Annotated in this window: 23 protein-coding genes; 8 read left to right on the forward strand and 15 right to left on the reverse strand. The window is 59.0% G+C overall.

The genetic code is table 11. The features are described 5' to 3' along the window. Nucleotides 1-63: 63 nt before the first annotated feature. Together HW450_RS01200 and HW450_RS01205 are read right to left on the reverse strand one after the other, a co-directional pair. Nucleotides 64-2,085, reverse strand: a complete 2,022-nt coding sequence (locus tag HW450_RS01200; RefSeq protein WP_182386232.1) for a YhgE/Pip domain-containing protein — start codon at nucleotides 2,083-2,085, stop codon at nucleotides 64-66. Then, entirely contained in the window at nucleotides 2,082-2,747 is a 666-nt protein-coding gene (locus HW450_RS01205; protein WP_182386233.1) for a hypothetical protein, read from the reverse strand. Before HW450_RS01205 ends, HW450_RS01200 begins: the two co-directional genes overlap by 4 nt. 102 nt (nucleotides 2,748-2,849) lie before the next feature. Between HW450_RS01205 and HW450_RS01210 the strand changes: the two genes are divergently transcribed. Genes HW450_RS01210 through HW450_RS01230 form a run of 5 tightly spaced genes read left to right on the forward strand, consistent with a single transcriptional unit; the run spans nucleotide 2,850 to nucleotide 7,328 of the window. Further along, nucleotides 2,850-3,410, forward strand: a complete 561-nt coding sequence (locus tag HW450_RS01210; protein WP_182386234.1) for a TetR/AcrR family transcriptional regulator — start codon at nucleotides 2,850-2,852, stop codon at nucleotides 3,408-3,410. Between the two features lie 15 nt (nucleotides 3,411-3,425). Further along, nucleotides 3,426-4,154 (forward strand): CBS domain-containing protein, encoded by a 729-nt coding sequence (locus HW450_RS01215; protein ID WP_182386235.1) that lies wholly within the window; start codon nucleotides 3,426-3,428, stop codon nucleotides 4,152-4,154. A gap of 53 nt (nucleotides 4,155-4,207) precedes the next feature. Continuing rightward, nucleotides 4,208-5,320 carry an LLM class flavin-dependent oxidoreductase gene (locus HW450_RS01220; protein ID WP_182386236.1) on the forward strand — a complete coding sequence of 371 codons (1,113 nt, stop codon included), beginning with the start codon at nucleotides 4,208-4,210 and terminating at the stop codon, nucleotides 5,318-5,320. Next, nucleotides 5,320-5,955, forward strand: a complete 636-nt coding sequence (locus tag HW450_RS01225) for a CE1759 family FMN reductase (RefSeq protein ID WP_182386237.1) — start codon at nucleotides 5,320-5,322, stop codon at nucleotides 5,953-5,955. Before HW450_RS01220 ends, HW450_RS01225 begins: the two co-directional genes overlap by 1 nt. A gap of 11 nt (nucleotides 5,956-5,966) precedes the next feature. Next, on the forward strand, nucleotides 5,967-7,328 hold the full coding sequence (locus HW450_RS01230; protein ID WP_182386238.1) for an L-serine ammonia-lyase: 1,362 nt from the start codon (nucleotides 5,967-5,969) through the stop codon (nucleotides 7,326-7,328). Here the strand turns inward: HW450_RS01230 and hisS are convergent. Both hisS and HW450_RS01240 read right to left on the reverse strand, forming a co-directional pair. After that, nucleotides 7,325-8,602 (reverse strand): histidine--tRNA ligase, encoded by a 1,278-nt coding sequence (gene hisS / locus HW450_RS01235; RefSeq protein ID WP_182386239.1) that lies wholly within the window; start codon nucleotides 8,600-8,602, stop codon nucleotides 7,325-7,327. The two genes, HW450_RS01230 and hisS, sit on opposite strands and share 4 nt — an antisense overlap. 21 nt (nucleotides 8,603-8,623) lie before the next feature. Continuing rightward, complete coding sequence (locus HW450_RS01240) at nucleotides 8,624-9,268, reverse strand: MBL fold metallo-hydrolase (RefSeq protein WP_182386240.1); 645 nt, start codon at nucleotides 9,266-9,268, stop codon at nucleotides 8,624-8,626. 80 nt (nucleotides 9,269-9,348) lie between these two features. On the opposite strand from HW450_RS01240, the gene HW450_RS01245 reads away from it, so the two are divergent. Continuing rightward, the gene (locus HW450_RS01245) at nucleotides 9,349-10,200 is read left to right on the forward strand and encodes a peptidylprolyl isomerase (protein WP_182386241.1); all 852 of its coding nucleotides are present in this window, start codon (nucleotides 9,349-9,351) and stop codon (nucleotides 10,198-10,200) included. A gap of 291 nt (nucleotides 10,201-10,491) precedes the next feature. After that, a complete protein-coding gene (locus tag HW450_RS01250; protein ID WP_182386242.1) occupies nucleotides 10,492-10,800 on the forward strand; it encodes a hypothetical protein in 309 nt (102 codons plus the stop codon). Between the two features lie 154 nt (nucleotides 10,801-10,954). On the opposite strand, the gene HW450_RS01255 is transcribed toward HW450_RS01250, so the two are convergent. From HW450_RS01255 to HW450_RS01305, 11 genes are all read right to left on the reverse strand, one after another. Further along, entirely contained in the window at nucleotides 10,955-13,243 is a 2,289-nt protein-coding gene (locus tag HW450_RS01255) for a RelA/SpoT family protein (RefSeq protein ID WP_407926257.1), read from the reverse strand. 59 nt (nucleotides 13,244-13,302) lie between these two features. Continuing rightward, entirely contained in the window at nucleotides 13,303-13,848 is a 546-nt protein-coding gene (locus HW450_RS01260; RefSeq protein WP_407926258.1) for an adenine phosphoribosyltransferase, read from the reverse strand. Then, entirely contained in the window at nucleotides 13,845-15,410 is a 1,566-nt protein-coding gene (locus HW450_RS01265; RefSeq protein ID WP_232843288.1) for an ABC transporter substrate-binding protein, read from the reverse strand. Before HW450_RS01265 ends, HW450_RS01260 begins: the two co-directional genes overlap by 4 nt. A 319-nt stretch (nucleotides 15,411-15,729) precedes the next feature. Beyond that, nucleotides 15,730-16,833 carry a protein translocase subunit SecF gene (gene secF / locus HW450_RS01270; RefSeq protein ID WP_182386246.1) on the reverse strand — a complete coding sequence of 368 codons (1,104 nt, stop codon included), beginning with the start codon at nucleotides 16,831-16,833 and terminating at the stop codon, nucleotides 15,730-15,732. Beyond that, on the reverse strand, nucleotides 16,833-18,617 hold the full coding sequence (secD, locus tag HW450_RS01275; RefSeq protein ID WP_232843289.1) for a protein translocase subunit SecD: 1,785 nt from the start codon (nucleotides 18,615-18,617) through the stop codon (nucleotides 16,833-16,835). Before secD ends, secF begins: the two co-directional genes overlap by 1 nt. Nucleotides 18,618-18,719: 102 nt before the next feature. Then, entirely contained in the window at nucleotides 18,720-19,805 is a 1,086-nt protein-coding gene (gene ruvB, locus HW450_RS01280) for a Holliday junction branch migration DNA helicase RuvB (protein ID WP_182386247.1), read from the reverse strand. Nucleotides 19,806-19,811: 6 nt separating this feature from the next. Continuing rightward, nucleotides 19,812-20,411, reverse strand: coding sequence for a Holliday junction branch migration protein RuvA (gene ruvA, locus HW450_RS01285; protein WP_182386248.1), 600 nt, complete (start codon nucleotides 20,409-20,411; stop codon nucleotides 19,812-19,814). Then, nucleotides 20,408-21,061, reverse strand: a complete 654-nt coding sequence (gene ruvC, locus HW450_RS01290; protein WP_182386249.1) for a crossover junction endodeoxyribonuclease RuvC — start codon at nucleotides 21,059-21,061, stop codon at nucleotides 20,408-20,410. Before ruvC ends, ruvA begins: the two co-directional genes overlap by 4 nt. 143 nt (nucleotides 21,062-21,204) lie before the next feature. Beyond that, a complete protein-coding gene (locus HW450_RS01295) occupies nucleotides 21,205-21,951 on the reverse strand; it encodes a YebC/PmpR family DNA-binding transcriptional regulator (RefSeq protein WP_182386250.1) in 747 nt (248 codons plus the stop codon). A 90-nt stretch (nucleotides 21,952-22,041) separates the two neighbouring features. Continuing rightward, on the reverse strand, nucleotides 22,042-22,638 hold the full coding sequence (gene pdxT / locus HW450_RS01300) for a pyridoxal 5'-phosphate synthase glutaminase subunit PdxT (protein WP_182386251.1): 597 nt from the start codon (nucleotides 22,636-22,638) through the stop codon (nucleotides 22,042-22,044). Further along, nucleotides 22,635-23,501: an acyl-CoA thioesterase gene (locus HW450_RS01305; RefSeq protein ID WP_182386252.1), complete on the reverse strand. Its 867-nt coding sequence runs from the start codon at nucleotides 23,499-23,501 to the stop codon at nucleotides 22,635-22,637. The genes pdxT and HW450_RS01305 overlap by 4 nt, the downstream gene beginning before the upstream one ends. Before the next feature lie 77 nt (nucleotides 23,502-23,578). Between HW450_RS01305 and HW450_RS01310 the strand changes: the two genes are divergently transcribed. Next, nucleotides 23,579-24,040, forward strand: a complete 462-nt coding sequence (locus tag HW450_RS01310) for a DUF3817 domain-containing protein (RefSeq protein WP_182386253.1) — start codon at nucleotides 23,579-23,581, stop codon at nucleotides 24,038-24,040. The last annotated feature ends 527 nt before the right edge of the window (nucleotides 24,041-24,567 follow it).

The raw sequence follows: 24,567 nt of genomic DNA on the forward strand, positions 1-24,567 counted from the left end.
TAGCGTATAGATGGGACGATTCCAGCTTAAAAAATCCCATCCGTACGCTAAATCCGGGTTGCCCTAAATATTCAGCTCCGGATGCAGGGTATCCAAGCTCATGACCCGGTCGCGCCAGGCGGACAGCGTGGTGATGGTGAGTGCGCCGATGAGGACGCAGCCGAGCACCAGAATTGATTGCGTGAGGCGTCCGTCCCAGACGGAGTGTCCCCCTACCAGCATCTGTCGGAACAGGTTCACTGAATAGGTAATCGGGTCTATCGTGTGGAACCAGCGCAGGAAGGCTGGCTGTGTTTCCGGCGGGTAGAGCCCACCGGAAGAGACAAGTTGCAGCGCCATCAGAATGATGCACAGCAAGCGGCCTGCCGAGGTCCCCACGAGGGCGTTGATGGATTGAGTGACGGCCACGAAGGTCATGGATACCCCAATCAGCGCAGCCCACAGCCCGAGTGGGTGTACGGCGTGGGCCCCGAGGAGGAATTCGAGGACGAACCATACTGCGGTGGCCTGGAGGCTGCCAATAATGATGCCGGGGATCCAGGAGGAAATAGCGACCCGGAAGGGGTGCATGCCGGCGTCGATGGCACGCCGCTTGAGGGGCCGCAGCACCATGAACATCATGGTTCCGCCGAGGAACATGGCCAGCGATGCGAAAAATGGTGCGAGACCGACACCGAATTTGGTCAGCTCTTGCCCTTCATTGTGGGTGTTGACCATTCGTCCCAGCATGGTGGAGGCGTTTTCGCGTTTGTCGTCGTCGAAGTTGGGGACTTTTTGGCTGGCGTCGCTCAGTTTTAGGGATAGCTCCCCGGAGCCTTCGTCGAGTTGCACCAGGCCATCACGCAAGGCGGCTGCTCCAACGGAGAGTTGTTGGGTGCCGTCGACAAGCTGCGTGGTGCCCGCGGTGAGAGTTTTCGTGCCGATGACAAGCTTGCCCGACCCTTCTGAAAGCGCACCAAGTCCCGTGGCCAGCTGGCTTGCGCCGGTTCCAGCCGCGGTCATGCCTTGGCGGTACTCGGACTCAGGGTTGTCCAGCTGGTACGCGAGGGCGTGCGCGCCGGTCTGGAGGCGCTGCAGGTCGGCGGCGGTTTTCGATGCGGGCCCGACGCCCTGCTGGCTTATCGACGCAATGACCCCATCAAACTGGTTGGCCAAGTCGATCGCTGCTGGGATGCCCAGGGCGCGAAGTTGCGCCGAAGCGTTCACCAGCGGAGCCAGCACTTGGTTTTGGGCGTTGGTGAGGCCGCCTGCCATCCCGACGATCTTGTCTACCCCGGCAGCGATTTGGGAGGCTCCGGAACCGAGCTGGGTGGTGGCCCCTTGTAGCTGGCCCAGTCCGTTATCGAGCTGGACTGCGCCGTCGGCAGCTTTTTTAATCCCTGCGTCTAGCTGGGATGTGCCGTTGGCAAGCTGTTGTGCACCGTTGTTGAGTTGGGTGCTTTTCTCGGCGAGAGTGTGGTTGCCCTCGGCGAGCTTATCGGAGCCGGTGCGGGCCTGGCTGACGCCGTCGCTGAGTTTCTTGGAGCCATCGGCTGCCTGCCCCAGACCGCTACTGATGGTGTTGAAGCCGATGAGCAGCTGGTTGGTGGCCTTTTTGCCGAGTTCCGCGTCGATGGTGCTCACGACCTGGTTTGTGACGGTGTTGCCCAGCATGGTGGCGATGAAGCCGTTAGCGTTGTTGTACACCGTGGCGATCTGCGCGGCATGCGGATTGTCGCTATCGACGCTGGTCACAGCCTCGGAAAAGTCGGTGGGCAGTTCGAGCGCGAAATAGTAGGTACCGTCGGCGACGCCACGTTCTGCCTCTTGCGCTGTGGCTTCGACAAAACCGACCTTGTCGCTCTCGATGAGCTTGCGCTGGACTTGTTCACCGGCGTTGATGTGCTCGCCCTTCACCTCGGCTCCGGTGTCGGAATTGACCACCGCTACGGGGAGGTCTTTCAGGCCCGTAATTGGGTCCCAGTATGCCCAGGGGAACAATCCGCCGAAGATCAGTGGGAGGAGAGTGAGAACAACGAAGGCCGCGCGTGGGAGTTTGCCAGTAGCAAATCGACGCAACTCAGAGCCAATGTGGAACAGGTTCATTGGACGCTTCCTCCGTCCAGGGAAATAACGGTGTCAAAGTCTGAGTGTTCATCAGGATTGGTTGAGGCCACCAGGACAGGCACTCGTTCAGAAAGGCGCCGGAGCTGAGAAATCAAATCTGCCCGGATGGCTCCGCTGCGAACCTGGTCGATGTCGTCGATGATGACGAGGGCAGGTTCGGGCCTCGCAAGGAGTGCCAGAGCGACACGCAACAGGAAGCGGTCGGCGGGCCCCAGCTTGCCGACGTGCAGCGCCGGATCAAACTCGAGGGCAAACAGCTCTGCGAGTTCTTTCCACCGCTCGATCTGGTCGACGTCGCGCGGGGTGCGCCGGTACCACGGCGCTGACCAGGCAGATACCTCGCGAATGTAGGTGGCGGCGGAGACGTTGCGGTCGAGGCCGTCGATGTCCGGGACACCTGCGAGGGCAACTTGTTGCGCGATGCTGCGAGGCGTGGAAAGTTCCTCACCGCCCACTCCGCGCAGGACGATGCTGCCTTCCCGCGGCTTCATGCGTCCGGCGAGCGTGAGCATAGTGGTGGTTGCGGAAGACTCCCGACCTGTGGTGACCAGATTGAGGGGTGTGGTCAGGGTGAAATCCGGGACATGTTGTCCGGTAGCGACCACAAGGGAGTCAACATGCAAAAAAGTATCCGGGGGCATCGGTTCCTAATTTCCTAACCGGAGGTTGGACTATCACTTAACTGTGGGTCTATCATGCTCCTACAGAGATACATTCGCAAATATGGAGGTGGGAAGCCAGCCATGCGTGCTGATGCGCGTCGACGCAGAGAGGCAATTATCGAGGCCGCGAAGACTGTTTTCGCAGCCGGCCCAGACTCAGGCACGTTGGAGGATGTAGCCAAAGTGGCCGGGGTGGGCATCGCCACCGTGTACCGCAACTTCCGCGACAAGGATGCATTGCTCATCGCGCTTCTCGACGACCTCCTGGCCGCGATCGTCAGCCTCCAAGAAGACACGCTTGCCTCTTTCGAATCAGAACCGGAACGAAAGTGGCACGCCTACGCTCATGGTCTTATTGACCTTGGCTTGGCTCCGCTGATCGTCAAAGCGAGTGATGACACGGTGCGCGAGCTACTTCCCCACTTCTTGGAGTTCCGCGACCAGATCACAGCCAACAATCGACGGATTGTCGGCTTGGCCCGGCAGCATGGACTGGTGCGGGCGGATATTTCTTCCGCACTGTTTATTAACGGCATTATTCAGGCAGCCCGGCCAGCAGTCACTACCATCCTGCCGGCGGTGCCGAACGTGGAAACCCGACTGGTCGATATTGTGCTCACCGGGCTCCGGCCCGTCTCCTGACCTAGTCTGGAAGGTATGACCACGTCGCCAGCCACAGCTTTTCTCGCAGCTTTTAACGCCATCGAGAGCCACCTTCGGAACGCCTTGAATGCACGAAATTCCGATAGCTTTTCCTGGATGGTGCGTCAGGCAGCGCAGCGCCGGATCATGACAGAGCGCCAGTCACGCACGTTGTTGGACTATGCGGAGTTACGGAACGCAATTGACCACGGCGAGTTCGATGATGGTCAGCCGATCGCTGACCCCCGAGAACAAACAATCACAACCATTGAGGCTATTCGAGATAGTTTGCTTCATCCCCCGTCAGCTCTCACTGTCCTCGGCCCCCTCCCCGTGCGGACGGTGGGCCCGGAAGATACCATCGCTGACGTGTTGGAGCTAGTGCGCACGACACAGTTCACCCAGTTCCCCGTGTATCAGGGGCGCCGGTTTCATGGCTTACTTTCCGCCCGCACACTCACCCGGTGGGTGGCCAATGACTATACGGATAACGGCACACTCGATGCTATGACGGTCACTGACGTTTTACGCTACGCCAGTAACTCGGAGGCGGTGGAGTTTTTGCCTCGTAATGTCTCGGCCACGACGGCTCTGCTCACTCTCCTTAGCCCCGGCTCGATCCAGTTTGCGCTGATCACAGAGAACGGGCACCAGCATGAGACCCCGCTGCGCGTCATCGGTCGTAGCGATCTGCCTACTCTCCATGCGGCAACCGAGCCGGTGAGGGCTGTTCGAAAACGCTAACAAAAAGCATTATTGTTGATGTAACAATATTTTCTCGGTCAGTTAGGATCCACATGCAATTCGGAATTTTTACCATCGGCGACGTCACTACGGATCCCACCACCGGGCGCAGCCCCACCGAGGCCGAGCGCATCCAATCCATGACTGCCATCGCACTCAAAGCGGAAGAGGTAGGCCTTGATGTGTTCGCGACTGGCGAGCACCACAACCCGCCTTTTGTCCCCTCATCCCCTACCACGCACCTGGGCTACCTTGCCGCAAAAACCGACAACATTATCCTGTCCACCGCTACCACGTTGATCACCACCAATGATCCGGTGAAGATCGCGGAGGACTACGCGTTCCTGCAGCACCTATCGGGTGGCCGCGTGGACCTGATGATGGGTCGCGGGAACACCGGCCCCGTGTATCCCTGGTTTGGTAAGGACATCCGCCAGGGCATCCCGCTCGCCGTGGAAAACTATCACCTGCTTCGTCGTTTGTGGCGCGAGGATGTGGTGAATTGGCAAGGTGAGTTCCGCACCCCGCTGCGGGGCTACACCAGCACCCCAGCCCCACTGGACGGCGTGCCTCCGTTCGTGTGGCACGGCTCAATTCGTTCGGTCGAAATCGCAGATCAGGCAGCCTTTTATGGCGATGGATTCTTCCACAACAATATTTTCTGGAACAAGGAACACACCGCTCGCATGGTGAACTCCTATCGGCGCCGCTTCGAACAATACGGCCACGGCAGGGCCGACCAAGCGATCGTCGGATTGGGCGGTCAGATTTTCGTGGCCGATTCTGAAGCCGAGGCAAAGCGCATCTTCCGCCCGTATTTTGACAACGCCCCAGTGTATGGTCACGGACCGTCGCTAGAAGAATTTACCGAAGTAACACCACTGACCGTCGGCACGTGCGAGCAGGTCATCGAACGCACCATGCAGTTCGCGGATTGGGTCGGCGATTACCAACGTCAGCTTTTCCTCATCGACCACGCCGGGCTGCCCCTTACAATGGTCCTCGAACAGATCGAGATTCTCGGTCGCGACATCGTTCCGGAGCTGCGCCGTCGTATGGAAGCGCGTCGCCCGGACCATGTGCCATCCAATCCGCCCACGCACGCTACCCTCAAAGCACAACCAGATTCGCCGCACTTTAAGGTCATGCCAGGAAAGGAAAGTTAATGCATCACCTCGTTGTGATCAACGCAGGCTTATCGACGCCCTCCTCGAGCCGCACCCTCGCCGAGCAACTCGCGGCAGCAACGACCACCGCACTTTCCACGCGTGGCGAAGCCTCAGACATCCACTACATTGACCTGCGTGACCTGGTAATGGACCTGGCGCAGTCGTTTACCAACCCTGGTTTTAGCTCTCCGAAGCTCAGCGCCGCGATTGAGCGCACGGAATCGGCGAGCGCTCTCATCGTGGTCACACCCATTTACAAGGCAAGCTACTCCGGCGTATTTAAGATGTTCTTCGACATCATTGATCAAAAAGCGATCATCGATAAGCCGGTACTCATGGGCGCCACTGCCGGTAGCCCTCGGCATTCCCTCGCTCTCGAACACGCTGTCCGTCCCCTGTTTTCCTTCCTGCGGGCACGCACCATCGCCACCGCGGTGTTCGCTGCTACCGAAGACTTCGGTGGTTCCAACGAACTCGGGGACCGGATCGTGCGCGCAGCCGGTGAATTGGCTACCAGTTTGACGTCGGTAAGTACGACCGTCGGCGGGCTCGGTGGTACCTTCGCACGCGACGGAGAGGCAGATGACCTGGGAGAAGGCAGCTTCGCGGACAGAATAAGGAAATATAACTAAAATCGCGTGCTATGACGATTAGTGTCGTAGATCTCTTTAGCGTAGGTATTGGCCCTTCTTCCTCCCATACCGTGGGACCGATGCGCGCGGCCCAACGATTCATCACAGAACACCCCGCCACGCACGTGGACATCGAACTGCGTGGCTCACTCGCCGCCACCGGCAAAGGACACAGCACTGACCGTGCAGTCCTCCTAGGCCTCCAAGGCTTTGCCCCCGCCACAGTGCCCGCCGACGTAGAACCCACCGCAGGCTCCGACATCCCCGCCAGCGGAACCTTGCCCGGCGGACTTACCTATTCCATCACCTTTGACACCGAACCTCTGCCCGCACACCCCAACGCAGTCATCTTCCGCGCCGGGGACCAGGAGGAGTGCTACTACTCCGTAGGTGGTGGCTTCATCCTTTCCGCCCCTGAATACGAGGAACAGCACAACCAAGGCGGTGTCGGCGCCGGCGTGTCCACCACCGGCCGCCCCGACGATGTCCCCTACTATTTCACCTCCAGCGCCCGCTTGCTCATGCTGTGCCACAAGTATGACCTCAGCATCTCAGACCTCATGAAGGCCAATGAGACTGCGTTGCACGGCTGGGAATCCGTAGAAGCACATCTCGACCTGGTGTACCAGACGATGCGCGAGTGCGTCACTGCCGGTATCTCTACGGAAGGCATACTGCCGGGCGGATTGAACGTGGAACGTCGCGCGCCGGGCCTCTACAAGCAGCTGGTACGGAAGCGGGAGCAGCTTGCCACCGATGCGTTCGGAGCGATGGAGTGGGTGAACCTCTATGCCCTCGCGGTGAACGAAGAGAACGCCGCCGGCGGCCGGATTGTCACAGCCCCGACCAATGGCGCCGCTGGTATTATTCCTGCGGTGATGCACTACGCCCGCGATTTCCTGCCACAATTCACTAAGGCCGAATCACGCCGATTCTTGCTGGCGGCCGCCGCTGTGGGCCTGATTATCAAGGAAAACGCCTCGATCTCTGGTGCCGAGGTCGGCTGCCAGGGCGAGGTGGGTTCCGCGGCTGCAATGGCTGCTGCAGGCCTAAGCGAAATTTTGGGAGGCACCCCGGAGCAGGTCGCTAACGCCGCCGAGATTGCGCTGGAGCATAACCTGGGGCTCACCTGCGATCCGGTGGGTGGTCTAGTGCAGATTCCATGTATCGAACGCAACGCCATCGCGGCGGTGCAGGCGATCAACGCGGCGCGATTGGCGAACCTGGGCACTGGTATCCACCACGTGTCGCTCGACGATTGCGTCCGCACGATGGCCGACACCGGCCGCGACATGATGAGCAAATACAAAGAGACCTCCATGGGAGGCCTCGCTGTACATATTGGGTTGCCGGTCAACCACACGGAGTGTTAGCCGAGCGCTGCACCGAGCTGCTTCACGACGCTCTCCAGCGCCACCTCTTCCTGTGAATGTTCGGCGAGGTTCTTCACTGCCACCACGCCGGATTCCAACTCCCGGTCGCCGAGCACGAGGGCGTAGGCTGCGCCTGCCCGGTCTGCGCCCTTCATCGCTCCCTTGAGCCCGCGATCGCCGTATGCCATGTCGGCGGAGATCCCAGCGACGCGCAGCTCGTTAATCAGGCCGACCATCCGGCGCTTGGCTTCTGCGCCCATGGCCACACCATAGACATCGACGCGGTTTCCCGCAGTGACCTGCTGTTGCTCAGCCTTGAGGGCGAGCAGAGCGCGGTCTACGCCCAGGCCGAAACCAACGCCGGAGAGCTCCTGACCGCCGAGTTGGGCCATGAGCCCGTCGTAGCGGCCGCCGCCACCGATGCCGGATTGGGCACCGAGGCCGTCGTGGACGAATTCGAAGGTGGTCTTGTTGTAATAGTCAAGTCCACGGACCATACGCGGGTTGATGACGTACGGCACGCCCATGTCGTCGAGCAGGCCGAGGACGGTGTCGAAGTGGGCCTTAGACTCGTCGGAGAGGTGGTCGAGCATAAGTGGCGCGTCGACTAGCAGCTCTTTCATTTCTCGGCGTTTGTCGTCCAGAACGCGCAGCGGATTGATGTCAGCGCGACGGCGGGTTTCTTCGTCGAGCGGCAGCTTGAACAGGAATTCTTGCAGCTTTTCACGGTAGGCCGGGCGGCAGGTGTCGTCGCCAAGGCTGGTGAGCTCCAGACGGAAGCCACTTAGGCCGATGGAGCGGAAGCAGCGATCCGCCAGGGCAATGACCTCAGCGTCGAGGGCTGGGTCATCGATGCCGATGGCCTCGACGCCCACCTGCTGCAGCTGGCGGTAGCGGCCAGCCTGGGGGCGTTCGTACCGGAAGAATGGGCCAGCATAGGTGAGTTTCACGGGTAGCTGTCCCCGGTCGAGGCCGTGTTCAATGACGGCGCGCATCACACCGGCGGTGCCCTCGGGGCGCAAGGTCACGGACCTATCCCCACGATCGGCGAACGTGTACATCTCCTTAGACACCACGTCGGTGGATTCACCGACGCCGCGGGCAAACAGGGCGGTTTCTTCAAAGATCGGCAGCTCGATGTGCTCGTATCCAGCGAGGTGTGCTTGATGCGCAAAGGTGTTGCGCACGGCGAGGAACTCCGGGGAGACCGGTGGGACGTAGTCCGGCACGCCTTTGGGAGCGGACAGGGGCTGGAATTTCTTTGCTTGACTCACAACGAAAAACTTTACCTTGTTCTATTTCAGTTGTTGCAGGAAGGGGTTAGTGGCACGCTCGGCCCGGATCGTAGTAACGCCCCCGTGTCCCGGCAGCACATTCATTTCATCCGGCAGAGTGAGGACTTGTTCCCGCAGCGAGGTCAGCATGTGCGCGTGATTGGAGAAGTTCAGGTCGGTTCGACCGATCGAGCCTTTAAAAAGGACATCGCCCGCGAAGCACACCTGTGCGTCGGCGTTCACGAGCAGCACTGATCCTGGCGAGTGGCCAGGGGTGTGGCGGACCTCAAAGTCCACACCGGCCATGGAGACGTTATCGCCGTGGTTCATCAGTTTCAGGTCGGAAATAGCAACCATGCTGTCTGCGTCGAAAAGCTGCCGCGTTTCCTCCCTCATGCCCGCCCCCTTATCGAGCATGAACTCATCCTCAGGGTGGATGTACACCGGCACCCCGAACCGCTGCGCCAACGAGCCGGCGTCGCGCGTGTGGTCGATGTGACCGTGCGTAAGCACGATCGCCTCTACTCTTAGCTGCTGCTTGTCGACGGCCTGTACCACCCGATCGTGGGCGTGCATGCCGGGATCGATGATCACACAAGCGCCTTCGTTGACCCAGAAGTAACAGTTTGTTTGGAATGGCCCAGCGGCAAACCCCATAATTTCCATGCCCTCACCATACTCTGCCAAGGCACTCGACTAGGATTAATGAACGATTTATGTCCTCTTCTATGGAAAGCAACACTACTGTGACTTCTAATAAGCAACGGCGCGAACAAGCTATGCACAGCCTCGAGCGGGAACTGAAAAGCCGCGATCGAGCGGAAAAGACGAAACCACTGGGCGTCATCGTGACCGCCGCGGTAGTGATCCTGGCGCTCGTCGGCGGTATTTGGTTCGCAGCCACCCGAACCAATGACACCGAAACCGAGGCTGGCTCTGAATCCACCCAGACGCAGCCATCCACCGAAGCGCTAGAAGTAAAACCACTGGCCATGAAGCGTGCCACTGCCCTGCCGGACACTGTGGAATGTGCCTACCCGGCCAGCGGCGAAGCAGCCAAACCGGTGACCGCGCCGGCTAAGACCAGCGGCGTCCCAGCAACGGGCACTGTGAACGTCACCCTGACCACCTCCCAGGGCCCCATCGGACTTGAGCTGGACCGTGCTGCGTCGCCATGTACCGTTAACGCCATCGAGCACCTCGTGAGCAACGGTTTCTATGACGACACTGTGTGCCACCGCCTCACCACCGCTGGCCTGTTCGTGCTGCAATGTGGCGACCCATCTGGAACCGGAACCGGTGGTCCAGGATTCTCCTTCGCTAATGAGTACCCCACTGACGAGATGGCAGACGACCCACAGGTGATCTACCCACGAGGCTCTGTAGCAATGGCAAACTCGGGCAAGGACACCAACGGTTCCCAGTTCTTCCTGAACTTCAAGGATTCGCCACTTGCCGCCAACTACACCTACTTCGGTCAGATCGATGAGGCTGGATTGGAAACTCTGGACAAGGTTGCAGCTAATGGCGTGCAGGGAGGCGCTGCGGATGGTGCCCCAACTGAAGAGGTGCGCATCACCAAGGCTGAGGCGAAATAGTAGGCTCCCCCGCAGGTACCACTAACACCATAGGCCCCTTCAGCAACAGACCTTGATAACAATTCCATAACAAGTTTCCGGCTTTTCACACTAGTTTTCAGTAGTGGAGCCGGAATCTTTTTTGCCATACCTCAAGGTAGAAGCAATATTTTATGGTTCGGTAAGCAATTTTTAAGGTGTCATATTTGAACAACTTTTACACAGGAAACTTTTACTAACCCGTTGCATTGTTACGGTCCGACCCATATCATGTTGGAAGGTTCACCGCTTCTACAAGACGATAGGAACAATATGAAGCTCTTCTCCCGCAAGGCAATTGCTGCAACCGTCGCTGCCGCTGCGATCTCCACCGGCGCTCTGACCGCTCCTGCAATGGCTGCTCCTTCTGTGACCGTTGTTGCCCAGGAAAACAAGAAGGAAGACGCCACGAAGCCAGCTAACGGCGATGGGTCCACCGACTTCGTCTCCGGTTCTTCCGACTTCGACTCCAAGAAACTCAAAGAGGTCGTTGCGACTGTTTCCGGTATCGGCAGCCTGCTGGGTGCTATCATCACCATCTTCAAGAACTTCGACGCTATCACCAAGCTGCTCAAGTTCTAATACACTGGCACTTCAAGCCTTGCATTAAAAGCCCGCTAGGAATACTCCTAGCGGGCTTCGCAATTCAGAAGCGAAATCCAGCGTACGGATGGGACGATTCGTTGCTCAAAAATCCCATCCGTACGCTAAATTTCCCGAGTATCCTCTCACCCCGCTACCCGCCTGACGTCAAGCGGTACACGTCATATACGCCTTCGATATTGCGCAAGCGCGCCATCACGGAACCCAATTGTTTGGTGTCCGAAACTTCGAAGGTGAAGCGCGCAACGGCGACCCGGTCGTCGGCGGTATGGATGTTCATCGCGGTTGTGGTGAGGCGTTCCTCGTTGATAACGCGAGTAATGTCCATGAGTAAGCCGCTACGGTCAATCGCCTCAAGCTGCAGGTTCGCCGCAAAAACCGCCTTGCTTTCCGACGCCCACTCCACCTTAATCAGCCGCTCTTTTTCTTCGAAGAGTTTGGCGGCGTTGGTGCAGTCGGCGCGGTGCACGGACACCCCGCCGCCTCGGGTAATGAAGCCGAAGATTTCATCACCGGGTACTGGCATGCAGCATTTGGCGAGCTTGGCCATCACGTCGGGACTGCCGTCGACCAGGATCCCGGAGCCAGTGGCACCGGTGTTTCGTGCGTGAGACTGCGCGTTGACGATTTCGCTGAGTGGGGCGCGGGATGCGAGGACGTCTTGGACGTCTTCGTCGTCACCGTAGTAGGCGGTGATCTGTTCTACCACGTGCCGTGGTGTGATTTTGCCGTCGCCGATTGCGGTGTAGAGGGCGTCCACGTCTGGGAAGTTCAGAAGGGAGGCCACATCCTTCATGGAGTGGGCGTTGAACAACCGGTGCTTCGGCAAGCCGCCTCGCTGAATTTCCGCTGCGAGGGCGTCGCGACCAGCCTCGAGAGACTCCTCGCGGCGTTCCTTTGCGAACCATTGGCGAATCTTCGCTTTAGCGCGTGGCGAAACGACGAACTTCTGCCAGTCCTGACTCGGCCCAGCGGCAGGATCCTTGGAGGTAAAGATCTCAACGCGGTCCCCGGATTTGAGTGCGGATTCCAGTGCCACCAACTTGCCGTTGACCTTCGCACCAATGCAACGGTGCCCAACTTCGGTGTGCACGGCGTAAGCGAAATCCACCGGGGTGGAACCAGCTGGCAGGGTTACCACGTCGCCCTTAGGCGTAAAGGCGAAGATCTGTTTCGTGGTGAGGTCGTAGCGCAGCGAGTCTAGAAACTCGTTTGGGTCGGCTGCTTCCTTTTGCCAGTCCAGCAGCTGCCGCATCCACGCGATCTGGTCGACCTCGGTTTGTTCACCGGAGTTTTTGCCCTTGGTTTCCTTGTATCGCCAGTGCGCTGCGATGCCGAATTCCGCGTTGTAGTGCATTTCGTGCGTACGAACCTGCACTTCGAGGGGCTTGCCACCGGGGCCAATGACTGTGGTGTGCAGCGACTGATACACACCGAACCGTGGTGCGGAAATATAGTCCTTGAACCTGCCTGGCATCGCTGGGTAGAGGGCGTGGACGGCGCCGATGGCTGCATAGCAATCGTGGATGCTGTCGACCAGGATGCGGATGCCGACGAGATCGAAGATCTCGTCAAAGTCGCGTCCCCGGACGATCATCTTCTGGTATATCGACCAGTAGTGTTTTGGTCGTCCCGCGACCTCGGAGACGATGTGGTTTTCCTTCATCGTTCCGGAGACCGAATCAATAATCTCCGAAAGGTAGCGGTCACGGCTGGGAGCGCGATCAGCAACAAGCCGGACGATCTCGTCGTATTTCTTCGGGTACAGGATGGCGAAGGAGAGGTCTTCTAGCTCCCACTTCACTGACGCCATGCCCAGACGGTGCGCCAGAGGCGCAATCACTTCCAGAGTCTGGCGGGCTTTCTTCGCTTGCTTTTCTGGTGGCAGGAACCGCATGGTGCGCATGTTGTGCAGCCGGTCCGCCACCTTGATGACCAAGACGCGAGGGTCTTGGCTCATCGCGACGATCATTTTGCGGATCGTTTCGGCCTCAGCGGACGCGCCGAGGGCAACTTTATCGAGTTTGGTGACGCCGTCGACAAGCCGCGCTACTTCCTCACCGAAGTCGGCGGTGAGGTCTGCAAGCGAGTAGTCCGTGTCTTCCACGGTGTCGTGCAGCAGAGCGGCAACCAGCGTAGTAGTGTCCATGCCGATCTCCGCGGCGATCGTCGCGACGGCCAGCGGGTGGGTCACGTACGGGTCTCCGGACTTCCGGAAAACCCCTTCGTGGAGACGTTCAGCAGTGTCGTAGGCGCGTTGCAGCAGCGCCGCGTCGGCGCGGGAATGGAACTGCCGGTGGATGCTGAGCAGTGGTTCCAGGATCGGATCGATCCGCGTGCGCCCACCGGTGAGGCTGCGGGCTAACCGCGCAGACATACTGCGCATGTTAACCTGCTGTTTTTGCTGCTTTCGCTCGGCCATCACACACCCCTTCGTAACTACCCCTCTATGCTACCCATCACAGGTATCGCGGTGAGTAATCAGTACTGTTCGTTCAGAACCACCACTGGTGCGCCCGCGAGTCGATCGCGGCCACCAAGGCCGGGAACTTCCAGGACCACAACGTATCCGACGACCTCCGCGCCGCATTTTTCCAGGAGGTCATGCGCCGCGACCAGGGTGCCACCGGTAGCGAGGACGTCATCGACGAGCACCACTTTCTTACCTTCTACCTCGATGCCACTGGCTGGAATTTCCAGCGCCGCCTTGCCGTATTCCAGCGAATAAGACTTGGTGTGAACTGGTGGCGGCAGTTTGCCCTTCTTGCGGATTGCCAGGATGCCTTGCCCAAGCTTGTAGGCCACGGCGGAGCCGAGGAGGAAACCACGTGCATCGAGTCCCCCGATGATTTCGGCGCCCATGCCCTTAGCAGCCGCCGCGAGTTCGTCCACGATGATTGAGAACCCTTCCGGGCTGGCCAGCACCGGGGTGAGGTCCTCGAATAGGATGCCTTCGCTGGGGAAGTCGGGGACTAACCGGACGAGGTCGGTTAGTGCTTCGTGCGCGGTGGCGTATCGGTTGCTCACTTGGTGGTCCCTTCTACCCAACGTTCCATGTTCCATCCGATGCCGGAGAGGGAGCTGTTGGGCACAATATTCGCAATCTTGCTGTCATAGACAATAGTGCGTGGTTGGGCTGCTAACGGAATGGTGTCAGTTTCGTCCCACAGTTGCTGTTCGGTGGCACGCAGCTTTTCGACGTCATCAAGTCCCCCATCAACGTGTCCGTATCCCTGATGTGGATCAGCGGCATACAGGAAGGCGTCAAGAGATCCCTGATAGTCGCGCTCTCCCCCGTGATAGTTTTCCTTCCGGCTCACATCACCCAGCGATGCGTTGTCAGAGGAGGCATCGACCACCGTGATTCCGGCGGGGGAACACGAGGCTTGAATTGCCGCGACCATCGCCTGTTTCCGCGGGTTGGGGCCTGAATAGCCGATGCGGATCGTTTGTCCGCGCAACGCCTCAGCCTCCGCCAGGTTGACGCCGACATGTGCCGCACCGACCGATTCCAATTGGGCGTTAATAGGATCATCAGCGTTAGTCAGTCTGCTGGTCATGGGCATGACCTCTACCCCAGACTCGGTGCTGGAAACTCGAGCGATCTCTTCTTGGTTCACGCATGCGGCAAATGCGCGTCGTGAAGCAGCCTCTGCAAAAACACCCGCATTGCCCAGTGCTAACACCTCGGTAAGCAGCCCCGCCTCGTGCTGAACCGTAAACCTGTTACGCGGATCGTCGCGGTTCACCCACGGGATGTCCTTGACGCCTACCAGGTCGGCCACCTCAACACTGTTCGACTCATTGACCTCCACCAAGTCAGTGTTCTGCGGCCACATCATGACGCGCTCGATGTTCGCCGCGTCGCCGTGGAAATTCTCATTGCGCACAAGCTGCACCTGCCCCTGGTCCCCCACCGACTGAATCCGGTACGGGCCTGCCGACACCTGCAACTCCGGATCAAAGTTCCGCAGATCAAAACCCTTATTCCACAGCTGAGCAACCGGCATCAACGCAGCGCGATTGTCAGACTGCAACAACGCAACGAACTGCTCCTCAGACAGTCCCAACCGTCGGCCCACTGCATGCGAAGGCACCACCGTTCCCGGCCCAAACAACTGGCGCCAACGAGCCCCCGTATTTTCCTTGAACTTGACCGTAAACTCCCGGGCGCCCGCAACACAATCAACGGACGCAACCTGCTGCATCAGCGGCGCACGAGAGCCAAACAAACTCGGATGCGACCCTGCTTTCACCGCCAGCAAAAAGTCCGTACACGTGATTGGCTCGCCATCCGAATACGCCGCTTTCGGATTAATCTTGTACACCACCTGGATGTTCGGGCCGGGCAGCAGCTGGACAGTCGCCAAATCGCGATTCGGAATCATCTGCCCCGACGGCCCCGGAACAAACACAGGAGGATACAACCGCCCCGCCAGCATCTCGCTCGCGGTGGAAGCCCCCACTAGTGTCTGGGCATTCGTGGTCAGCAATGGCGAAGCGACGGCGTAACCAAAATGGTCAACAGCCGAAGCTGGACTTCCCTGCGAACAGCCCGTAACGGCAGTCACCGCAACCACAGCAGCCACAGCGCGTGCATGCTTTAGCGCAGCCCTTATAAGCCCACAAGCTGACTTACCAAACCCAAACATGACGAACCTTTAGCTCATTTGCTATCAACCGAATCAATTATAGTGCCCACGGAATGACTCACTGTGCTCGGGCTACGCACCACACTGTGGTTAGCTGACGAGATGCTTGCAACCACCCCGACATTATGCCCCCGAGAATGCTCCAAAAACACCCCCAACGGGCCCGAACTTCGGGAGGGTAATGTCGGGACCTTTGGAAACAGAAATAGAAAAACAGCCGGCGGTTACCTCAGTCGCCGACTGTTTTCTTAATGCACTACTGCCCTGGTCGCCAGGTTTTTCCATTGCCCATGGTGTCGCGGAATCCTTGTGGGATGTTGTCCGCCATTCGTGTCACTATGCGGGTGACTGGAGTTTCTTCCGGGTTTTTCCCAGCGCGCAGGTCGAGAACTGATTGTTCGTGTTCCTGCATTTTCTTTTGGCGTCGCTTGAGGGATACCAAGATTGGGGTTGCCAGGAATACGGAAGACAAGGTGCCTTCGATGACGCCGATGAGCTGCACGAGGGCAAGGTCTTTGAGGGTGCCTACGCCCATGAGCCAAACTGCCACGACCATGAGCGCGATGATAGGGAGCGCGGAGATCACGGTGGTGGAGATGGAACGCATGACAGTTTGGTTCACCGCTAGGTTCGCTTGTTCGGCATAGGTGCGGCGTCGGGAAGCTTCAAAGCCTGCGGTGTTTTCTTTCACCTTGTCGAACACGACCACGGTGTCATACAGCGAAAAAGCCAGCACGGTGAGCAGGCCGATGATGGTTGCTGGGGTGACTTCAAAGCCGACGAGCGAGTAGATTCCGGAGATCAACACGAGGTCCACGAGGAGGGCACTCATTGCTGCGATGGACATGTCCCGTTCGAAGCGGATCGCGATGTAGACGAAGGTCAGGATCAGGAACACCGCCATGGCCATCAGCATGCGGTTCGTGATCGTGGAACCCCAGGATTCAGACACCGTGGAGTCGCCAATGGCGTCTGGGGTTGCCTCGCCGGTTTGGTCGGTCGGCTGGAACTTCTCGAACAGCGCCACGCGGGCGTTTTCGATCTGTTCCTCGGTGAGTCGTTCGGAGTTGATCTCGACCATGCGAGAGTCGCCCGCGCCGACCACCTGCACCAGTTCTGGGGTGATGCCGGTGGCGTCGACAAATGTTTCTTCGACCTGCTCGACGCTGTAGTTCGCGTCGGGCATGTTCATTTTCGTGCCGCCCTCAAAGTCAATGCCGAGGGAGAATCCGCGCAGCGCGATAAGCGCGACGCTAGCGGCGAGGAGTACGGCGGTGATGCCGTACCAGAGTTTGCTGCGGCCGACAAAGTCGATTCCGCCTTCGCCTGTGTAGAGGCGGCTGAGGGTACCTGCGGTCATTAGTTCTTCTCCTCTACGTCGGCGAGCTCGCCTGCTTCACGACGCCGTTGCGCCACCCTCGTCACCGCGCCAAGGCCATTGACCCCCGGTCGGGCGAACCATGGGTGCCGGGACGCCAGGATGACCAGTGGCCCGGTGAGCAGGAAGGTGACAAACAAGTCAAACACGGTAGTAAGACCCAGGGTGAATGCGAAGCCCTTGACCTCACCAACAGCCAAGATGTACAGCACCACGGCCGCAATCAAGGACACAAAGTTACCGGTGAGTACTGTCCGCTTTGCGGAATCCCACGCCCGTGGAACGGAGGAACGGAACGTGCGGCCGTCGCGGATCTCGTCCTTGATGCGCTCATAGAACACCACGAAGGAGTCAGCCGTGGTGCCGATACCGATGATGAGGCCTGCGACGCCAGCCAGATCCAGCGAGTAGCCAATCCACCGCCCCAGGATGACGAGTGAGCCGTACACCAAGGCGCCAGATGCTACCAAAGTAAACAGCGCGAGGACGCCAAAGACCCGATAGTAAGCCAGGGCGTAGAGCGCCACAGCGATGAACCCGACGAGGCCTGCAATAAGACCGGCCTTCAGCGAGGCCACGCCGAGGGACGCTGGGATCGTCGTCGTGGTGCCGCCCTTTTCGCCATTTTCACCGGCGAAGCTCAGCGGCAGCGCACCGTACTTAAGGTTGTTCGCTAGATCCTGCGCTTCCTGCTGCGTGAAGTTACCGGTGATCGAGGTGGCAGATCCGGCTGGAGTTGCGCCTTGAATCGTCGGTGCGGAAATAATCTGGGAGTCCAGCGTGATCGCTACTTGGCGCTGCAGGTATTCCTGCGTGACTTTCGCCCAGGTAGCGCCACCTTGTTCACCGCCGTCTGACTTAAAGGAAAAACCGATTTCCATCTGGCCGGTCTGCGAGTTCAATCCACCGGAGATTGGCCGGTTGGAGTCGATCTCGTTACCCGTCAGGCGCTTGCCACCTTCTTGCTCGCCCACCAGCAGTGGCACCGGTTCTAGAACGTATTTCTGGCCACTGGTATCACAGGTGACGAACGGCTTGGCCGGGTCATCCGAGCCGGCCAGCGGATCCAGCTCTTCCGTGCACTGCATTAACGACGCGGCTGCGAACTGCACGTTCGGATCGTCACTCTGCCGGTCTTTGCGCAGCATTTCGGTGATCTCCTGGCGGCGCTTCGTCGCCTCAACGGAGTTCTTTGGCTCCTCAGGTCCAGCGGCGCTAATCTCCTTGACCTCGAATGGCGCCTCCCCCTCTGCGAGTCCGCTATTAACGGATTCGATCAAGCCCTTCATAGACGTGTTCGCCTGCTCAGAGGTGATCAGGCCTTTTTCCACCCATCGGGTGGCCATGTCGGTAGCGGAATCCACTACTGCCTTGGCGTCCGGCATACCCGGCTGCGACACCGGGCGGAACATCAGCTGCGAGGTCTGGCCCAGCGCCCGGGCTTGGCTGGTGTCTTCACCAGGAACCGTAATAACGAGGGTATTGCCGTCGGTGACGACGCTCGCGCCGCTAACACCCATGCCGTTCACACGGTTTTCCAGAATCAGGCGGGCTTGAGCCAGCTGGTCTTGGGTCGGCTCAGCGCCTTGGGGTACGAGCGTGACTCGGGTGCCACCTTGCAGGTCGATGCCGAGTTTCGGGTTGGCGGTACGGTCACCGGTGAGGAAAACGACACCGTAGACGAATATTAGGGCGAGAAAAAACAAACCGATGGCTTGTATCGGCCATGCCCGACGGCCACGAGGTCGTCTTGACGTACTTGACACTAACGAACTCCTTTTAAAGGTGGTCCGCTACAACGGATAGCCGGACCACGGTCATGTAAAAAGTCAACGCCTTATGGTACGTCATAGCGCACGGCTAGGTCGCTAGGGCGTGCTGTAACTGCCGATTGCGTCGTCAGGCGGTTGCAATCCGATGTGGTGCCAGGCGGCTGCCGTGGCGACGCGGCCCCGCGCGGTGCGGGCGATGAGACCTGCACGCACGAGGAACGGTTCGCAAACTTCTTCCACGGTGGAAGGTTCCTCACCTACGGCGACCGCGAGCGTGTTGAGCCCCACCGGGCCTCCCCCATGACCACGGATAAGTGCGTCCAACACGGCGCGGTCCAGGCGGTCAAGCCCTAGCTCATCGACGTCAAACACCACGAGCGCTTGCTGCGCTGCGGAAAGGTCGATGTGGCCGTCGGAGTGCACTTCGGCAAAGTCTCGCACGCGGCGCAGCAACCGGTTAGCGATACGTGGCGTGCCTCGGGAACGAGACGCAATCTCATAGGCAGCGTCGGCGTCAATCGCGACACCAAGAATCGACGCGGCGCGAGTCACTACCTTGGTGAGATCCTCATCGTTATAGAACTCCATCTGGGCGACAAAGCCGAACCTATCGCGCAATGGCCCGGTGAGCATACCGGAACGAGTCGTGGCCCCTACCAGGGTAAAGGGGGCGATTTCCAGCGGAATCGAGGTGGCGCCGGGTCCCTTGCCGACAATCACGTCAATCCGAAAATCCTCCATCGCCATGTACAGCATTTCCTCGGCGGGGCGTGCGATGCGGTGAATCTCGTCGATGAACAACACATCGCCTTCGATGAGGTTGGACAGCATCGCGGCCAAGTCGCCAGCGCGTTCCAGCGCCGGCCCGGAAGTCATCCGCAGGCTAGCCCCGAGTTCCTGGGCGACGATCATCGCCATCGTCGTTTTGCCCAGCCCTGGCGGCCCGGACAGCAGAATGTGATCCGGCGCTACCCCGCGGTTCTTCGCCCCTGTAAGAACAAGGTCGAGCTGGCTCCGGACCTTCGGCTGGCCAATGAATTCGGTGAGGCTTTTCGGGCGCAGCGACACCTCCATGTCTGTTTCACCGCGCTGGGCGGTGGCATCAACAGCTGAGTCTGGGGTCCTTCCCCGTGGCGGGAGGACACCGGGGATCTCGAATTCCGTGCGTTCAATATCCTTCACGTGCGCCTACTTCCTGCCCAAGAGTTTCAGGGCGTCCCGCAGCGTGCTGGAGCGGTCGTTGTCCGGCTTTTCCGCAAGCACCGAATCCACCGCGGCGGAAGCATTCTTCTCCAGAAAGCCGAGGCCGACCAGTGCTTCCACGATGTCGGCACCACCTGCAACTGGAGTAGCCACGCTTACCGACGCCACCGACTCTTCCTCAGCAAAGACCGCCACCTTGTCCTTCAGATCCACGATCATGCGTTCCGCTGTGCGCTTTCCCACCCCCGGAATCCGCTGCAACTGCTTCACTTCTCCCTGAGAGATGAAGCCAGCGAGGTCACTTGCGCTATACATAGCCAGCGCTGCCAGCGCCAATTTTGGTCCCAGGCCGGACACGCCTTGCAGTGTTGAGAACATCGCTTTGGCCTCGGCATCGTGAAAGCCGTAGAGGTTCATCGCGTCCTCGCGTACCGTCATCGTGATGTGGACGAACGCCTCCTCACCGCGGCGCAACTCGCCAAGGGTTTGTGGCGTTGCTGCGAAGTAGTAGCCGACTCCCCCACATTCGATCACCGCTCCTCCCAATTCGATGGCCACTACCGTGCCACGCAGTGATGCAATCATGAGCCGCTCCTTCGGTGCGTATTTGAATGGGTGATGGTGGGAACTGGGGTGCTGCGCTGTCGCCGATTCTGGTTGAACACAGCTTTCGCTTTACCCAATTTACCGGCCTGGATGCGTCGCGCGTGGGCGAGCTGTTCATCGGTGAGTCGTTGTCTCTCCAGCATCGGTGCCCGCCAGCAGTGGCAGACCGCAAGAGCCAGGGCGTCAGCGGCGTCAGCGGGTTTCGGCGGCTCGCTAAGCCCCAGGATCCTAGTGATCATCGAGGTCATCTGCTTCTTGTCAGCCCTGCCATTACCCGAGATCGCCTTTTTCACCTCACTGGGGGTGTACATGTGCACCGGAAGTCCTTGCTGCGCCGCAGCAAGGACCAACACTCCCACTGCGTGTGCGGTGTGCATGACGGTGGAGACGTTGCCTCGTTCAAAGACGCGTTCAATAGCCACGACATCCGGTTCGTATTCTGCGATCCAGCTGGTTACGGCGTCGCTAAGCCGCAGCAAGCGTTCGCTGAGCGGTGCGTCCGCCGGAGTGCGCACCACCCCGACCGAGACCGGATAGATACTACGGCCAGTTCCCGTTTGCACCACGGACAGCCCGCATCGGGTGAGCCCTGGGTCAATGCCCATCACCCGCAATCCCGCAGTTGACACCGCTCTCCTTTTCCTCACACTGTAAGCGCCACTGTACAACACATAGCACACAATTTCGAATCGTCGAACGTATTTCAGAGCGCTGCCGAAACAACAGCAAAGCCCAAACCACTATCGGTTTGGGCTTGTCACGCTGTAACAGACTAAAGCTTTGCGAGCACCTCATCGGAAACATCCATGTTCGTGTACACGTTCTGGACATCATCGGAGTCTTCCAGGGCATCGATCAACTTGATGATCTTCTTAGCACCATCGAGCTCCAGCGGAACCAGGACGGAAGCACGGAAATCGGTGTCGGTGTCGTCGACTTCGATGTCGGCGTCGATGAGAGCCTGTTTCACGGCGGTAGCGTCGCCAGAGTCAGACACTACTTCGAACTGTTCGCCGAGGTCATTGACCTCTTCCGCACCGGCATCAAGCACGGCCATCAGGATGTCGTCCTCTTCTAGCTCACCCTTCTTCACCAGCGCGATCCCCTTGCGGGTGAACATGTAGGACACGGAGCCAGACTCAGCCAGGTTACCGTTGTTCTTGGTCAGCGCGGTGCGGACCTCGGTGGCGGCGCGGTTGCGGTTATCGGTTAGGCACTCAATGAGCATGGCCACGCCATTCGGGCCGTAGCCTTCGTAGAAAATGGTCTGCCAGTCCGCGCCACCAGCTTCTTCGCCGGAGCCACGCTTGCGGGCACGCTCGATGTTGTCGTTAGGAACGGAAGCTTTCTTGGCCTTCCGGATCATGTCATCGAGGGTCGGGTTCGAAGCAGGATCGCCACCGCCGGTACGAGCAGCAACTTCGATGTTCTTAATCAGCTTGGCAAATTCTTTGCCGCGCTTGGCATCGTTCGCTGCCTTCTTGTGCTTGGTTGTTGCCCATTTAGAGTGGCCAGCCATTAACTATAAACCTTTCTTCGATTCGCACCTGTTGACAACGGTGCCAGTTCTAGGGGCTCAGTATACGCGCCCGCTGTGAGAGAAAAATAACTAGCTAGTGTGCCTGCGCACCATATCAACAAAGTATTCGTGCACCCGGGTGTCGCCTGAAACCTCTGGATGGAAGGACGTGGCCATCACATTTCCGGAGCGAACTGCAACAATTGCCCCAGCTGCGGGGCCGTTTGGGACAGTGGCGACTACATCTACTCCCTCGCCCACTCGTTCCACCCACGGCGCACGAATAAAAACAGCTGGCACGGGATCGACGATACCGGCAAAGTCCAGTGCCGCTTCAAAGGAATCGACTTGGCGGCCGAACGCATTGCGCCGCACCGTGATGTCCAACCCACTCAAGCACTGGGCGTCTGCACGGGTATCGAGGATCTCGGAAGACAGCAGGATCATCCCGGCACAGGTGCCATAAGCCGGAAGCCCGCCTCGGATAGCGTCCTTTAGCGGCTCCAGCAGGCCACCCAGTTCCAGCAGCTTGGAGATGGTCGTGGACTCCCCGCCCGGCAAGATGATGCCGTCGAGGCCCTCCAAATGCGCTACCCGGCGTACCTGCCGATGCTCCACCCCCAACTCATCCAGGGTGCTCTCGTGTTCTGCAACGCCTCCCTGAACTGCCAGTACGCCAATGATCATGCTTCTCCTACCTTGAGTGTTTTCATGGGGAAGGCTTTCTTGCCGGGTTTGAGTAGCCGGGTGAGCCCCTCCTGGGTGACCACAGCGACGAGGTTGCCGCTGCGGTCGAAGATGCGTCCGTGCGTGAGCGCACGCCCATCGGCTGCGGACGGTGAAATTTGATCATAAAGCAACCATTCGTCGGCGCGGAACGGCCGCAGGAACCACATGGCGTGGTCCAGCGAGGCCTGCATGACGGCAACATCAGGGTGTGGCACCAGTGCACTTTGCAGCAGTGTCATATCGGACATGTATGCCAGGGTGCAGACGTGGAAAGTGTCGTCGTCAGGCAGTGGGGTTTTGGATTTGAACCACACTACTTGCTGGCTAGAGGTGTATTTGTTGTGGTCGAAGGCGTCGTTTGGCACCATGCGGATGTCCCATTCACTCCACTCTTTCAGCAGTGCCCGTGACCTGGGGATCATTGCCTCAGTGTTCACCACGATGTCCTCAGGATCGGGAACGTCCCGCATCTGATCTGTGTGTTCGATACCTACATCACCGATCTTGTGGAAACTCGCCTGCATGATGAAGTTCGGCTCGCCATCTTGCACTGCTTTGACTTGCCGAGCGCAGAAGCTGCGACCGTCCCTGATTCGATCCACGAGGTATGTGGTGGGCTGGTCGGATTTACCGGGCGCCACGAAGTAGCCGTGCAGGGAGTGAACTCGATATTCCGGGTCCACCGTGCGAGTTGCTGCGACCAGGGCTTGGGCGGCAACTTGCCCGCCGAAGGTGCGGATGAAGGCTGTAGGGACTACCGGCCCGCGGTAGATATCGCGGTCAATCCGCTCGAGGTTAAGGACCTCATCAATCACAGCCATACTAAAAACTCCCATCTACACCAGGGCCATACACCTGACCTCACCATTACACCACGACTGACGTAGGCTCTATCGCTATGTCCCCTAAAAAGCTCTATGCCACCCTTGCCAAAGCAGAAATGGTCACCTGGACACTCCTCCTGAGCGCCATGGTGCTGAAATACACCGGAGTTACTGACCTAGCGGTTCGATTTGCCGGCGGTATTCACGGCTTCGTCTTCCTCTGCTACGGCGCGGTCACCATTTTGTTATGGATTAACAACCGCTGGCCAGCTTCCCGTGGCATCCTCGGCTTGTTATCCACCCTCATTCCGTTTTGCACCGTGCCGTTTGAGCGCTCCGTAGAAAAGGCCGGGCTTATCGACGGCCCGTGGCGCTTCCGCGATACCACCGAGCAGCCACAAGGGTTCTTCGAGCACATCCTGGCGCTGATCGTGCGTCGCCCGCTGATCGCAGCGGTCGTGATCCTCGCACTGATCGTGGTGGTGTTCCTTACGTTGCTGTCTCTCGGTTCCCCACTCGAAGCACTGAAGAATTAGCCCGCAACAAGCAACGGTTAAGTAGCAAAAAGTGTGTCCGGTCGGCGTGTTGTCAGTTGTTACCTCACCCCTGGGGGGCTCTGATCACGGCCCCTGAAGTTTCTTACTAAACCCCGGGAAGCATTCCCCGGATCTCTGACCAAAAACAGCGAAATAGCAAGTGTAAAGCCTAAAAAATCACCGAAACCCGGGGAATACTTCCCGGGTTTTACAGGGTTAAGCAACACAAGGGCGCGAACCTGCGGTTCAGACTCCATCGGGAGATACCCAACGAGCCTGCAGCATCGGTCATTGCGGTTGAGCCGACAGCACAAGCAAGGACGGCCCGAAAAGGTCGCCCTGTGTGTGAGATCAGCTCTGGTTTTGGTGGTGCCGTTGTCTTTGCATTGTCCCAGGCAGACGGGAAATCGGCTCGGTTTTTGGGTCACCGGAGTTAGGTAACCGCACCTGCTAGCACAGGTGCGGTATCACTGGCGGTATTGAACAAGATTTGTGGGTTTACAAGGCCCGAAACAATATACAGCACC

Origin of the sequence: Corynebacterium hindlerae, from assembly GCF_014117265.1 — a bacterium.
Classification (GTDB): domain Bacteria; phylum Actinomycetota; class Actinomycetes; order Mycobacteriales; family Mycobacteriaceae; genus Corynebacterium; species Corynebacterium hindlerae.